We start from the raw sequence: 14,045 nt of genomic DNA, 5'->3' as shown, positions 1-14,045 counted from the left end.
TCAAATAAACTCCTTTCCAAATCGTTCTCTCCATGAATAGTTACGCCCAAGCCCCTGAACAGTTTTCAGGTTGGCCCGTGCGTTATCCTCCAATGCCAGCGCACGCCGGAACAAATCCGGGTAATGCTCCCGCAGGTCGATGATCTCCTCCGCCCGCATACTGGGGCAGAAAAAACAGGAGGATTTTCCCGGCTGCGGCAGGCCAGCCGCCTCGATTGCCCGGATACATGCCTCCCGGTCCCAGCCCCATTCCATCAGGGGATACCATTTGCTGTACTTCGGGTCTGCCAGATCACGCAGAAGGACCTTATCGCTTCGGTAGTGTTCGTCAGCGTCATAGCCGATGAACTTGACCACCTTTTTCCCGCTGGCCCAGACATCACGGCACGGAGGATAATTGTTGCAGAACTTTTCCTGCGGTCCAATCTTGTGTTTCAGAGAACACCGCTTGAAGCCGTAGGCGATAGAGGGCAGCGTACCGCTTTTCAGACATTCATCCTCCAAAGTCAGCCGTCTGCCGTCCTTCGTGGTCTTATAGACCCGTGTGATCTCCGGCATACCGTGATCCTTCAGCCAGCGATCCATGATATCCAGATAGGCGTAGGTATGGGGATGCTCGCCGCCCGTATCCGCAAACAGGATCAGGTCAACGGGGATACGGTGCTGATGCAGTCCAACAAGAAGGGCGGTGCTGTTCGCACCGCCGCCATAGGAAACAATATTGATATGCTCACCTCCATCAATCATACGGCGGTCTGCCGTAGGCGTAAAAGTGCTGCTGCCAGTAGCTTGTATTGAGCCTTGCGTACTGGATCGGGTCGCCGCAGTGCAGAAACATGGGGTTGCGCGTATCGTCCAGCCCCACATAGAAGCCAACGTGGGAGATACCCGCAGTATCGTAGGTTCCAATAAAAAACACCAGGTCGCCCGGCTGCGGATCGGATACCCGTGTAGAAATGTTGTAAAGGCCCTGCGCACCCAGCCGCCCAGTATTGCAAAGGCCGCTGTTGGTCAGAACATAGCTGACAAAGCCGCTGCAATCAAAAGAGGTGGAAGGGCTGCTGCCGCCCCAGACGTAGGGATATCCCAAGTATTTTTCCGCCTCCGTAATAAGCGCCGCAAAGCGTTCATCAGACAGGTATTCCGCAGGGATTTCATAGTCCTCCGGCGGGTTCGTGATATACTTACCCACATACCCGGAGGACGGGAACAGGTCAGAGCGGTTTCCCAGCGTGGACATATACACGGCGTACATGGAGAGCGTTTCGGTATCCATGATGTAAACGGGAACGTGGCTCAAATCGAAGTTTTCAAGCTCCACTGTGCAGATGTAATACGTGTACGGAACGTCCACTTCATATTCGTTGCCCTCGCTGTCTGTTCTCGTCTCGGTGCGATATCGGGTCTCCGTGGTGACCGTCTCGGTAAGGATATATTGCTTGTCAAACAGCATTTGAAGATCGTCCTGTACCTGGTCAATGGTGAACTGGCCCTCATGGAGCGCCGACAGAATGGACAGCAGCACATAGGAATCGTGCTTGATTTCGTCCAGATCAAAATGGTACTCGTCATAGTCGTGGGTCTGCTCATAGGTGTCCAGATACTCCCGCAATTCATCCTCCATCGCGCAGTAGGCGGCCTCTGCCGCCAGCAGGTCAGAATCCTCAGAGAGATAGGAGGACGCGACAATGTTGGACACGCCTCCGCCGAAGATGGAGGAACAGGATTGCAGCAGCCCCAGCAGCATGACCAGCAGCAGGCCGATCCCACCCACAAGCAGAAATGCTCTTTTGTGTTTGGAAACAAACTCTCCGGCCTTCTTCGCCGCATCCGCGCTTTTCTTTGCGCCCTTCGCTGCCGTCTGCGCCGCTGCCGCCGCGTCCCCGGCGCTATGCGCCGCTCGGTATGCGGTGGCATACTGCTTTTGCAGCTTCTTTTTCTGCCACATCCGGGAAATGAGGTTGCTGGTCGCAAGCTGCGGATTCTCCCGCAGTGCCTTTTGATACAGCGCATCCGCATTGGCCTGGACCGCCGCCTGCTCTGCGCTGGATACCTCCCGCCAGGGTTTCAGCTTGCGGTCTGCCTGCCAGTTTTGGAGTTTGCGGTTTCCGTAGCGGACAGCCTTTTCCATGCCGCGCTCCGTCAGGTGCCCCGCCTCCACGCCGACATTTTCCTGTTCCACCTCATGCACCTTCGCATGGGCGGCGTGGCCGATCTCCTGTAACGGCCGCGCCAGCGGATTCACCGGCTGATGGAGCGAGGGCTGCTTTTCGGGGACGGCGGTCCGTGCCGCGTCCAGCTTGTCTGTCGCCTTGTCGGATTTGCGGATCGCCTTTTGCAGCTCCGGCGCGGCGCGTTCCTCCTCGGTGAATTGCAAACGGGAGGATGGGCGGCTATTTGCCGCCGTACCCTCCCGGTAGGCTTTGCGGCGGTTCCGCCGCTTTTTCTTCTGAGACTTCCGGACGCGCCGGTCGTCCAGATGGTGGAGGGCAGTCCTCGCCAGCGCCGTGGAATCGCCGGAGGGGGAATAGTCCTGCTCCGGCGCACGGTCTGAAACATGGCTCGTCTCGCCTGTGACCATGTTGACGGAAATGGCTCCGTCACGGGTCATCTTCTGCGTTTCCTTCTCAGCGGCTTTCCACTCCTTCATGTTTCACCACCTGCCTTTCCGTAGGGGCAAATGCTGGCGCACTCGCCCGTCTCGATCATAGAGATATATTTGAAAATGGGGTATGCCTGCGGCGGGCAGACCGCGTTGCCCAGGGTTTTCAGCCGGAGGGCGCGGTCCGCGGTGTTTTCTGTGATACGGGGGACTCCCTCCGGTTCGGTGGCCCAGAGGATACGTCCGTCCATTTCCGGGGGAAGCCCATGAGCCATTCCACCCAATCCGGATTCAGCGCCGCCGTCTCGGATAGTGGCCGCTCCTGCCGGATCACCTGCGCCGACAGGTTGGCAGACGGGGCGCTGTTCCGAAACGCCGCCGGTTTCAGCGTGGAGCGGTAGCCCTCCGACGCTGCCGGGGTCAGATAGAACACCGCCGCCGACAGGCTCAGGCTCCAGATGGCCCCGTTCCGGTTCACCTTGCGAAAGATCCCGTTGTCGGAGAGGTACACATCCAGGTTGGCCGCGTCCCTGCAGGTGTTCTTGTCTGAGGCAAGGGGCGTGGGAAACATCAGCCGCGACGATAAAAGTTCGCTGGCGCTCATGCCATGCGCCGACGCCGCAAGCCGGAAATACGAATGGGAGAACAGCGTATCCCGCTTTTGCCAGGTCAAAGATCGTTTTGTCGAGCCCCATATTGATGAAGCCAGCAACATTTTCCCCAAGCACCCAACGGGGCCGCAGCTCGGTAATAACGCGGCACATTTCCGGCCACAGGTAGCGTTCATCCGCAAAGCCCTTTCGCTGCCCAGCGGTGGAGAAGGGCTGGCAGGGAAAGCCGCCGGAGAGTACGGTAACTGTTTCAAGTCCTGTTTTTTCAAAAAACGCCTCCTTCGTAAAAGTAGTGATATCCCGGAATTTCGGTACCTCTGGCCAGTGCTTTTTCAGAACGGAATAGGGGTAGTCCGCCCACTCGCATTGACAGACGGTGCGGAAGCCCGCCGCCTCTGCCGCCAGATCAAGCCCGCCGATGCCGGAAAACAGGCTCACATGGGTCAGTTGATTTGCTATTTTGTATTCACCTCCTGATTTTGGGCATAGAAAAACCTCGCTTCGGTTGAAGCGAGGTTTTTCTATGCTATTTACAAGATATATCCAAGTCTTCGCTCCTGAGAAACGATTCCAGACTCTGCCCCATTTAATAGTATGCGATTTATATTGCGTAAGTCTCTATTGTGAACTGTTCGGAATAGTACATCATCGATGCCAGCGTTTGACCTTTTTCCTAAAAAAATCAAATACCTTGGTGTTAACGGAAAGTAAATGCCATTATGGTTGGTTGCCTCTACCAGCAATTTGTGATACACAACAGGGTTGTCTGATGTAATAAATGTTCCTTCGTTTTTGTTCGCAACTCTATACACTACTATGCCAAGGTTGGACAGGGCTGTGCTTAAGAATGTGTCCACAAACCCGTTTTCGCTATATAGCCCTCGGTAAATCTCGGTTAGCCAACAACCACGCATAAAAATATCCGCCATAGTAGCATCACCACATGAGGAAAAGGCTGGTGCTAAAATATCATTCTTTAACCAAGAAAAAATTCCCAACAAATCAAATGATGGATTCCTGCACATCATCAGCGCTAACATATTTAGCATATCTACAATGGTTTGTGTCTTTTGCAGATGCAATTCAATTTGCCCAGTGCCGTCAACATCAGGAAATGATAACAAAAACCGTTTAAGGATATCGCCCCACTGTGCTTCAACATACGAACTAAATCTATCTTCAAGGCAATAGCTTCGGATTCCCCTAATCTCATTGATAATGCTCTTTTTGGATGCAGTCGTACCATCCAGATGATAAAAGTCCCAGTTTTCTAAGTACGGCAAATATCTAAAAATAGCATTTCGGTTTGTGAGCAAATTGCCTTTATAGTATGCTTTCGCCCTTCGTTGCGACAAAATAGTTTTTATTTTCTCAGCAAACTCAATTCGTATTTCACGACAACTTTGAAGAATGAAATCATAACGGAAATCAACAGTATAGGTGTGATTTGAAGATAGTATGCTTTCCTTATTACGACCATCACCGAGAGACAGGTCTGCTTTATCGTAATAATATACTCCCGTAAATGCTTTCTGCGGCTCTTTTTTGGAATATACCGTAGTTTCCCACGATTTAATATATACGCGGGGAACATAATGCTGATTTTTAGTTGCCATTTGACCACCTCCTCAAAAGAGTATATCATTTTTTGCACAGAAAACATAGATAGGAATGAAACTACCTACCAGACAACTATGCCTCTACCATTGCCCCGACCAGGCTGTGATGCAAAATCTACATGGGTCAGCTCAGTCATAGTCGTCCTCGCAGGAATGATCTTCGCAGTGGGCGCAGCCGATGCCGTCCTCCGCCGCTTCCTCCGGGTCATAGGGCGTCAGATGCGCGCGCCGCAGCGTTGCCTCCAGAATGTCATAGCAGGTGACGACCTGATCCTCCGCAAAGCCCCACCTGCGGTACATCCTGCGGATCGCCGGATGCTCGCCGGAGAGATTCTTTTGCAGCCGTGCAAGCTGCCGCTCCGTTTTCACATCCAGAACACGATTGCGGAGGAAGCCGTACTGCGCCAGCAAGTCAAAAAAATCGCCCACCAGCATACGGAAGGAGCTGCCGGAAATGATGTAGGCGGGATCATTGCTGGCAGCGGCACGCTGCTTTTCCCTGACTTTTGCTTCATGCTCTTTCAGCACGGCGGTCAGCGGCGTGAGCTCTGCCGCTTTCAACTCGGAGAGATCGGATCGGTCGCCAAACACCAGATAACGGCCGGGAATGAGCCAGTCGTCAAATTTTTCCTCCGCGATCTCACCATAATGCTTTGACGTCTCGACCAGGTTTGCCATGTCCTCCGCGTCCTTCACCTTCCCGGCGAGAAATGCGAGCTGATGCAGCAGGCCATAAAGATGTACCTCGTCACGGATATGCTTTTCGTAGGTTTCACTGTCGATCACATATTTCATATCTTGTCCCATCCTTTCCTTATCCGGTTTTCTCGTTGTGAGCAACCTCGCTGGGCTTGGTCGTAAGCAGTCTATACAGCTCTGTATCCTTCGGGAACTCGTCCCGGAAGGGCAGAATCACATTCTGGAAGAACAGAAGGCCGCTGCCGGGGTCCGCGTTGGTCACAAAGGCAAGCTGCTCTGCGGAGATGTTCAGCCGCTCCGTCATCAGCTTGCGGTCGCCTGCGGAGAGGTTCAGCAGATAGATAAAATCGCTGTTTTCCAGAATGTTTTCGATCTCCGGCGAGGAAAGCAGATCCTTCGGGTTCTGTGTCGCCCCAGTCGGGACGCCGCCCCACTTTCTGAAACGCTTCCAGACCTCAGCGCTGTATGCTGCCGTCTGTTCCTCCTTCAAGAGCAGATGAAATTCGTCCACGAAATACCAGGTGGCCCGTCCAATGGAGCGGTTCACCGTGACGGTGTTCCACACCGCATCCTGGACAATGAGCATCCCCGGCTTTTTCAGATTCTTGCCGAGGCCCTTGATATCGAAGCAGACAAGGCGGTTTCGGATATCCACGGTGGTGCGGTGGTTGAAGAAGTTGAGAGAGCCGTTTACATACAGGTCAAGTGCTTGCGCCACACGCTCTGCCTCCGGGATGCTCTGCGCCATGAGCGCGTCCAGCAGATTGCCCAGCACGGGCATATTCTCCGGTCGCGGGTCCGCGAAGTACGGCTGATAGATCATCTGCACGGCCCGGTCAATGACGGTTTTCTCGATAGCCTCCAGCCCTGTCTTGCTGCCCATGATAAGCTCACAGAAAGACAGCACGAAATCACTTTTCAGCGCCAGCGGGTTTTCTTCCTCGCTGTAATTGAGGTTGATATCCAGCGGATTTACATAGTCGCGGCTGTTGGGCGAGAGCCGGATCACCTGGCCGCCCAGCCGGTTCACCAGCGGAGAATATTCATCCTCCGGGTCACAGATGATGACGTTATCCTTTGTGGTCAGCATGACATAGGTGATCTCCCGTTTGCAGCTCATGGATTTGCCGCTGCCCGGCGTGCCGAACACAAGACCGTTGGGGCAACGGGACTGCTTGCGGTCCAGCAGGATCATGTTGTTGGAGAGGGCGTTGAGGCCGTAATACATGGCACCCCCGCCCATAAAGAGCTCCTGCGTGACGAAGGGGACAAATACCGCCAGCGCCGAAGTGGTGAGGCTCCGTTCGATCTTGATACGGTTGAGGCCCAGCGGCAGCGAAGACATGAGCCCGTCCTCCTGCTGGAAGTCCAGCCGGGTCAGGATGCAGTTGTGGGTCTGGGCGACGCTGGCCGACTGGGAAACGGCGATCTCCAGCTTCTGCTTCGTGGGCGCCAGATGCAGCATGAGGAAGGTCATATTGAACATTCGCTCGTTGCGGCTCTGTAAATCCTGCAAGAGATTTTTCGCCGCGCCGCCGTAGGTGGAGAGGTCAGAGGGGAGGATATCCAGATCGTAGCCGCTGCGTGCGGCCTTCTTCTGCTCCTGGATCTTCATGGCGTCCAGATCGGTGATCTTGCGCTTGACCATCTTGATGGCCTCATTCTGGTTGATGCCGCGGACGTGCATGGTGATAAGAAGGTTTCCCTCCACATCCATGAAGTCCGTGAGGATACGGTCCTGGATCTCCGGGGCCAATATCTGCAAGAAGGACACCGCGCCGTACATTTCGCCCATGCGGAAGCGCCGCGTCTCCCCAAACTCGAAGGACGAAGGCGCGATAAAGTCCTTGACGGAAAGGCCGCTTGCCGGGAGCCAGTCCCATTCAAAGGCAAAGGGCTCCCCTCTGGGATGGAGAAGGCCGTGCAGCAGCGCCAGCCGCTCCTTGCCGTCCAGCACCTTTGCCGCCGCGCCCATGACCTTGAAGCGGTTCAGGGTGTCCGCCTCGATGCGGGAAAACCTTGCCCGCGCCGCCTGGATGCTCTCCGCCTCGATGGTCAGCGTGACATACTTGCTTTTCACATAGCCGTTGCTGCCGCGCTCATACTGTGTTTGCAGGATGCCGGAGGCCTCGGCGCGGATCCCGTCCAGGTCGTCCCCCTGGGCCGCCATGCGGAACAGGTCCCCGCCGCCGGCCTTGTGGCTGCTGCTCAGGGTCATTTGCACGCCGATGGATGGATCATAGCCGTTATAGAAGTCGCAGAGGCGTTCAAAGATATCCCGCTGATCGTCCGGTCCCGCCAGACGGTAGCTGACATCGGCGTAGGCGATGGTTTTGGAAAAATGCCGGTCGTCCAGACGGCACAGGCCGTCCGGGTGCATATTGCGGAAGGGGAGGCTTGCCTGTACGGTGTGATTCTTGCCGTCCCCCTTGGCCTGCCGGATGACGGCCTCGATCTGCTTTCGCTCCTGCCGGGTGAGCCTGCGCCGGCCCTTGCCTCTTTTCCCCGCGCCGGAGGCGATCCGCCCCACCGTCCGCTCCAGCTCCGCCTGCTTTTCCAAAGCGGAATAGGCGTTGTTTGTCTGATAGACACGCTTTTTCGGACGGGTAAATTTACACTGGATCAGATTGCCCAGTAGCGCCTCCGGGGTCTGCCCGTTCTTCTCATACAGGGCAAACAGGAAAAAGGGCAGCATCACAAGGATCATGCACAGCGCCGCCGGCGTCGTGCCCATGCTGCCCTTGCTCAAAAAGAAAAGCGGCACTCCCGCAAGCGCCGCCGATCCGAAACACACAAGCTGCCGCTTCGTCAAGCTGAACAGCATCTTGCTTTTGATTTTTGTCAGGTCCTTCGGGACCGTTACGTATGCCAAAATTGATACCTCCTTTAATGCGCCCCGAACAGGCTTTTTGCAAGGCTGCCGGTCTTGAACAGGGTGTAGCACAGCAGTACCGTGTAGCCCATGCACTCCCAGATCGCCACGGTGATATCATCCCCCACAGCGATATTTTGGACCAGCACCGCGTAGATGCCAACGCAGACCATGATAAGAAATGCCTGAAAGCCCAGCGCCAGCAAGGACTTCAAGTAGTTCTGCCCCGTATGGCCCCATTCCCGGTTGACCATCGTGGCAAATGGGATCGGCCCCACGGATACGGTCAAATACACCTCGATCATTCTTCCGTAGATCACAAGGAAAATGGCAATGGTGAGGATATGCGAACAGAGGCCCACAAAGACGCTCTGAAACCACAGACCCAGCAAAGAACCGATGCTCCAGTCCGCCAGCGTTGTTTCCAGATCACCCACGACGCCGGAAATGTCGATCCCAGCATCGGAGATGATGACGCCTGCGCTCTGATCGACCACGCTCTGCGCCACGTCGAACACCGCCATAACGATATTCCAGGTGTTCGTGACGATCAGCACCGCGCAGAAGGTCTTGAAAATCCACTTCCAGAAAAGCCAGGTGTCAAAATCATGGAGATTATTTTTCTCGACGATCAACTGGATCAGCTCATAGCACATGACGAAGGTGAGGATGATGCCTGCAATGGGGACAATGACCGTTTCGGACAGGCTGCGGATCATGTTGAAGATACCGCCGTTCCAGCCGGAGGGCGTCATGCCGACCTCGCCTGCGATCTCGGCCACCTTCGTATTCACGGTATCAAAGGTCCCGGAAAGGTTTGAGATGATGCCATCGATCAGCACCTCCTTGAACCATTCCTGGATCGTGTCGATTATCACGGGAGATCACCTCCTTGGAGGCGGCTCCCGCCGTGAAACGGGAGCTGCCTCTGAGATTTTGATAGGGCTCAGCCCAGCAGACCGGACAGCAGGGGGATCAGGGTCACGCCGATCAGCGCCACGCCGCCGCCTGCGACGAGCTGCTTGACACCCTGGCTTTTGGCCGCAGGGTTGTCCTGGCCGTAACCTTCCAGAAGGTTGATGCCGCCCCACACGCACAGGCCGCCGCCCAGGGCGATCACGAGAGTCTGCAATACGTCAATAGCACTGTTGAAGAAATCCATAGATCATTTTTCCTTTCGTTTTGTAGAATTGTTGTTGTCGGGTTCCAGATCAGATGCGTTCAATTCGTACATATCGAAAGGCTCGTCCGGCTTCACAATGGCCGGTCTGCGTTTCATGTACCGTTCTACGTCAAAGACGTTCTTCTTGTCGGCGTCGGACAGGTATTGGTATCGGGGATGCTTCGTGATATCAAACTTGTCGCTGAAAAACGGGCGCACGCCCCGAAGCTGCAAAATACACTTGCCGCCGTCCATGACTGCAATTTCGTCCTGGGTCATCAACTCCTTTCCTAATTTCTGATAACTGAGGCCGTGGGAGGTCTGCGCGCCCCGATTTTCGGACTGGCTCAGGCTGTCGATGGTCTCCTTGCCCAGCAACTCCGAAATCTCTTTCAGCGTGGACTTCTCCTTGCCTCCCAAAAACAAGGTGACGTCGCAGTTGCCGACAATGGTATCTGCTGCGTCCTTGTAGATGGTCTTTAACTGGCTTTGCGACTGCAAAATAATAGAAGCCGATATCTCACGGCTTCGGATGGTGGCGATCAGCTTGTCAAAGTTTGGTATCTGGCCGATATTGGCAAATTCGTCCAGAAGGCACCGCACATGAACAGGCAGCCGCCCGTTATAGAGATCGTCCGCCTTGTCGCAGAGTAGGTTGAAAAGCTGGCTTTGCAGCATGGCGATGACGAAATTGAAGGTGGTATCGGTATCGCTCATAATGAGGAACAGCGCCGTTTTCCGGTCGCCCATCGTGTCCAGCTCTAATTCGTCCTCCGTCATAATGTCCCGCAGCTCCTTGATATCGAAGGGGGCGAGGCGGGCACCGCAGCTCACCAAAATGCTTTTGAGAGTTTTGCCCGCCGCCATTTTGAATTTGACATATTGCTTGACGGCGAAGTGCTCCGGCTGCTTTTTTGCCAGATCGTCAAAGAGAATATCCACGGGGCTTTTATAAGTCTCGTCGTCCTCTCTGGCTTCGCAGGCGTTCAGCAGGTCCAGAAGCGTGATGAAGTTCCGTTCCTCCAGCTCCGCCTCATACCAGATGTAGCCGATGAGGGCGCAGTATAACAGCCGCTCGGCTTTGACCCAAAAATCTTCGGAGGATTTTTCACCGTCGCCCTTCGTGTTGGCAATGATGATATTGACCAGCTTCAAGATATCTTTCTCCGAGCGCACATAGGCCAGCGGGTTATATTTCATGCTCTTGGAAAAGTTGATGGTGTTCAGGACTTTGATACGGTAGGGTTCATAGATGATCCTGCCGTGCCGGTCCCGCACCGGCTTTCCGTTCTCGTCCAGCTTCGGCGCGCCGTGCAGGAGCATTTTCCCCGTTTCCTTCAAAAGCTGCCCTTTGGGATCGGTGATGACATAGGAGCTGTGCATCTGCATGATAGACGGTTTGACAAAAAACCGCGTCTTGCCGCTGCCGGAGCCGCCGATGACGAGAATATTTTTGTTTCTCGCATACTTTGGCTGCTTCGGTCGGCTGGTCATGGTGAGGCTTTCTGTCCTGGTCAGAGGGATGTTCCAATCGGGAACGGGGTCGATGTACGGGCGTATATCGTCGGCGCTGCCCCAGCGGGCAGAGCCGTATTCGATACCCTTGCGGTACTTCTTCGCGTTCTTGCTCTTGACATACACCGCCAGCCGGACGAGGATCGCGCCGAAGATGCCGACGCAGATATCCAGCACATGAAGGCTGGGCGCAGAGCTGGCGAAGGCGGTCTGAAAGCCCTGCCCGATATGCAGCAGCTTTTCCGAGACGTCAAGCCCCGGCGCCAGCCGCACCGCCTGGCAGAGCTTATCAAAGAGGTACACAAAGAACAGATACGGCAGGTTTGGCAGAAGATATTTTTTGAGTTTGTCCTTCATCGCTCCACGCTCCGTTCTCTGGTCTTGACCTTTTCGCCGCGCTCCTGCTCCTTGTGCTGCGTTTTGGACTGCTCCTGCGCCTTTTCCAGCTTGCGCCGGATGGAAGGGGCTTTCTCGCGGCTCAGGTTTTTAGCGGAAAACTCCCGGAAGGCCGCTGTAATCACATCGGCGTCCCGGCCCTTGAAGAACACCAGGTAACGGGTATGCTCGCCGGAAGTGTCCTTCTTCAACGCAAAATCCAGGCCGTACTTCTTCGCCGTGGAAGAAAAGGCCCGGATATTCTGGTCTGTGATCTCGATATTGGACACGCCGGTGTTGTGCTTCATAAGCTGCCGGAGCGTCTGCTTGCCGTGCCGGAGTGGGGGATCATTCTTGTGCTTTTCCATATCCGCCAGCACCTTCTTCATGGCCTGCTGCAAGAGCTGGGCGGTCATTTTACCGGTCTCCACACAAAGCGCAAGGGTTTTCTGCGTGATTTCTTCCTGCAAGGCGTTCACCTCCGATCTCCGCTGCCGTACAGGTCATGGCTGACAAGGGATGTATAGTAGCTGTCCATCGTGACTGGGGCGTTATACAGCGCGGCCAGCAGATATTTCTTGATATTGCGGACATAGGTGGTGTTCTCCCGCATCCGGTCAAGGACATACTCGATGTGCGAGGCGTTCAGCTTCAGGAACCGTGACCGGACGACCTCCGCAGGGTAGTCGTCCCCGGCCACGCGGATCATCTCCCGGTTGGAGCAGACGGTATCTACCATGAGCTCCACCAGCTCGTCCAGCCGGTCTTTATCCAACTGCACGTTCTGCGAAAGAACGTCATATTCGATGTTCTCCAAGATCAATGCCCGATAGCTTTCCCGCTTTCGCATCCCGTCCTGCCCGCTCCGCTTCCTGGGGACTGGGGGACTTGATAGGATAGGACTTGATTCTTGCGTAATTGATAAATCTGTCTTTGATGGATAGTTACTTGATTCTTCTTTATTTAATTGGGCGGGGTTCTCCTGAATTGGAGCGTCCAACATTGGATTTGCCTGTACGGGATTTTCCCGTATAGGTTTTTCCTGTGTAGGTGATGGCGTTTCAGGCTGTTCCAGAATGGTGTATTCGATAGGGCCGAGCTGCCCGTTTGCGCTGCGGACACGCGAACGGATCAGATAGCCATGCGCCTCCAGCTCCCGGATACCGCCGCTGATGCTGTCAATGCCATCCTTGCAGATACGGGCAAGGCCCTTCATGGTGTAGTCCCAATTCTCCGGCAGGGACAGCATGAGAGATAAAAGCCCTTTCGCTTTCAGCGACAGCGACATATCCCGCAGATGGTAGTTGGACATGACCGTGTAATCTCTGGTCTTTTCGATACGGAATACAGCCATCTTCGCACCTCCTTCCTCTGAAAATGAAAAGTGTTGATTTTTGGCGTTTTGTCTGCCTGTATGCCTCCGCTACCTCCCGTATGGGAAAACACCCGCGCCCTGTTCTGAACGCAAGCCACAGCGAAAGAAACAGCAGATTTTCCACCCTAATCACGACACTTGAATTTGGGTATAGAAAAAGGGCGGCTGTCTTAAAAACAGTCGCCCGAAAAGGGGGATATATACAAGTTATTTGCTACTCGTCCGCCTTGAAAACCGTTGATATTACTGGCTTTTTCAAAAAGTTCTGTATCACCACTCGCACCATAGCTTTTCTCTGCAGCTTCCACCTTGATCGTTTCCGGTTTTTCCGGTGCAGCTTCTTTTCGAAATTTTGGCAGTACCAAAAATACGACTCCAACAAGAATCAGCAAAATAACAGCAATCAACGCTATGATCCACAAGCTGCTTTTCTTTTTCTGCCTTTTTTCGCTGGCTGTTTTTTTGATACGGCCATTTTTACTCTTTTTTCTTTTCCGTATTGTGCAGGCACTTCAGGATATAACAGATGTGATCTTTATCCAGCTTCAGGAACATGCTTTTTACAATCGGAACAGGACGTTCCTTTCCTCCAATCCGAATTGTTCCTGCATCCGGCGGCAGCATTAGGGTTTCTACAATCAGATCGATCAGTTCATCCACTTCCTGCTTGTTATAGATCGGCGGGTAGTTCTCGTAATCAATATTTTTCCGAATCAGTTCCCGGTAGGCAGATATCCGATCCATCATATCCATCCCATCTCTTTTTGTTCCCCGCTTTATATTATGATGTTAGGGTCAAAACCATAAATAACTTTGTCCTCTATTTCTATAGCACCTTGAAAAATTCATATTTTGTAGTATAATACCGGATTTCTTCGGATATACGCTGGTATTCCCTTCCTTGATTTTATACAAGTACCGGATTTTGAGCGTAATGTCCTAAACCCTTCACATAGTTGAAGAGTTTTCTGAAATTCAATGCTGCTATCTTGGAACCGAAAAAGAACTTGCCCCGCTGTTTCCCACGAGGTATCTTTTCCAAGTGGTAATTCTTGCGTATATTCGATGGAACAGTTTCCACTCCATTACGCAGCCTTGTATAATTTTTGAATTCTTTGCTATTCATGTTCCGTTGGATTTTCGCACGTTCATGCGCTGCTTTGGATGTTACTATTTTTGCAACCTTCTTAAAGATCTTCGGCTTGCATTGATCCT

13 protein-coding genes and 1 pseudogene are annotated in these 14,045 nt (G+C 53.7%); all 14 read right to left on the bottom strand.

Going from position 1 to position 14,045, the window contains the following annotated elements; all coding sequences use genetic code 11:
- On the bottom strand, window positions 1-747 hold the full coding sequence (locus tag DXD92_RS08715) for a phosphoadenosine phosphosulfate reductase (protein ID WP_330427579.1): 747 nt from the start codon (window positions 745-747) through the stop codon (window positions 1-3).
- Window positions 740-2,650 (bottom strand): C40 family peptidase, encoded by a 1,911-nt coding sequence (locus tag DXD92_RS08710; protein ID WP_118640405.1) that lies wholly within the window; start codon window positions 2,648-2,650, stop codon window positions 740-742. Before DXD92_RS08710 ends, DXD92_RS08715 begins: the two co-directional genes overlap by 8 nt.
- A complete protein-coding gene (locus DXD92_RS08705; protein WP_243104873.1) occupies window positions 2,647-3,660 on the bottom strand; it encodes a DNA cytosine methyltransferase in 1,014 nt (337 codons plus the stop codon). The genes DXD92_RS08710 and DXD92_RS08705 overlap by 4 nt, the downstream gene beginning before the upstream one ends.
- 83 nt (window positions 3,661-3,743) lie before the next feature.
- The gene (locus tag DXD92_RS08700) at window positions 3,744-4,829 is read right to left on the bottom strand and encodes a DUF4238 domain-containing protein (RefSeq protein ID WP_118640403.1); all 1,086 of its coding nucleotides are present in this window, start codon (window positions 4,827-4,829) and stop codon (window positions 3,744-3,746) included.
- Window positions 4,830-4,961: 132 nt separating this feature from the next.
- Window positions 4,962-5,639, bottom strand: a complete 678-nt coding sequence (locus tag DXD92_RS08695) for a hypothetical protein (protein ID WP_147399296.1) — start codon at window positions 5,637-5,639, stop codon at window positions 4,962-4,964.
- Window positions 5,640-5,646: 7 nt separating this feature from the next.
- On the bottom strand, window positions 5,647-8,403 hold the full coding sequence (locus DXD92_RS08690) for a VirB4-like conjugal transfer ATPase, CD1110 family (protein WP_118640401.1): 2,757 nt from the start codon (window positions 8,401-8,403) through the stop codon (window positions 5,647-5,649).
- A 14-nt stretch (window positions 8,404-8,417) separates the two neighbouring features.
- Window positions 8,418-9,281 (bottom strand): VirB6/TrbL-like conjugal transfer protein, CD1112 family, encoded by an 864-nt coding sequence (locus tag DXD92_RS08685; protein WP_113992836.1) that lies wholly within the window; start codon window positions 9,279-9,281, stop codon window positions 8,418-8,420.
- 68 nt (window positions 9,282-9,349) lie between these two features.
- Window positions 9,350-9,565 (bottom strand): Maff2 family mobile element protein, encoded by a 216-nt coding sequence (locus DXD92_RS08680; protein WP_097800461.1) that lies wholly within the window; start codon window positions 9,563-9,565, stop codon window positions 9,350-9,352.
- Window positions 9,566-9,568: 3 nt separating this feature from the next.
- A complete protein-coding gene (locus DXD92_RS08675) occupies window positions 9,569-11,437 on the bottom strand; it encodes a VirD4-like conjugal transfer protein, CD1115 family (RefSeq protein ID WP_118640400.1) in 1,869 nt (622 codons plus the stop codon).
- Window positions 11,434-11,925, bottom strand: a complete 492-nt coding sequence (locus DXD92_RS08670) for a PcfB family protein (protein WP_118640399.1) — start codon at window positions 11,923-11,925, stop codon at window positions 11,434-11,436. Before DXD92_RS08670 ends, DXD92_RS08675 begins: the two co-directional genes overlap by 4 nt.
- Window positions 11,926-11,930: 5 nt before the next feature.
- On the bottom strand, window positions 11,931-12,809 hold the full coding sequence (locus tag DXD92_RS08665) for a DUF6017 domain-containing protein (RefSeq protein WP_118640398.1): 879 nt from the start codon (window positions 12,807-12,809) through the stop codon (window positions 11,931-11,933).
- Between the two features lie 191 nt (window positions 12,810-13,000).
- Window positions 13,001-13,252 (bottom strand): hypothetical protein, encoded by a 252-nt coding sequence (locus tag DXD92_RS08660; protein ID WP_118640397.1) that lies wholly within the window; start codon window positions 13,250-13,252, stop codon window positions 13,001-13,003.
- 55 nt (window positions 13,253-13,307) lie between these two features.
- Window positions 13,308-13,610, bottom strand: a complete 303-nt coding sequence (locus tag DXD92_RS08655) for a DUF6017 domain-containing protein (protein ID WP_305764419.1) — start codon at window positions 13,608-13,610, stop codon at window positions 13,308-13,310.
- Window positions 13,611-13,737: 127 nt separating this feature from the next.
- Window positions 13,738-14,031: pseudogene (locus tag DXD92_RS19495) on the bottom strand (transposase); the annotation flags it as partial.
- Window positions 14,032-14,045: the final 14 nt, after the last annotated feature.

The sequence above is a fragment of the Blautia sp. TM10-2 genome (genome assembly GCF_003480845.1).
Lineage (GTDB): Bacteria > Bacillota > Clostridia > Lachnospirales > Lachnospiraceae > Fusicatenibacter > Fusicatenibacter saccharivorans.
This window is presented reverse-complemented; position numbering and strand designations above follow the sequence as displayed.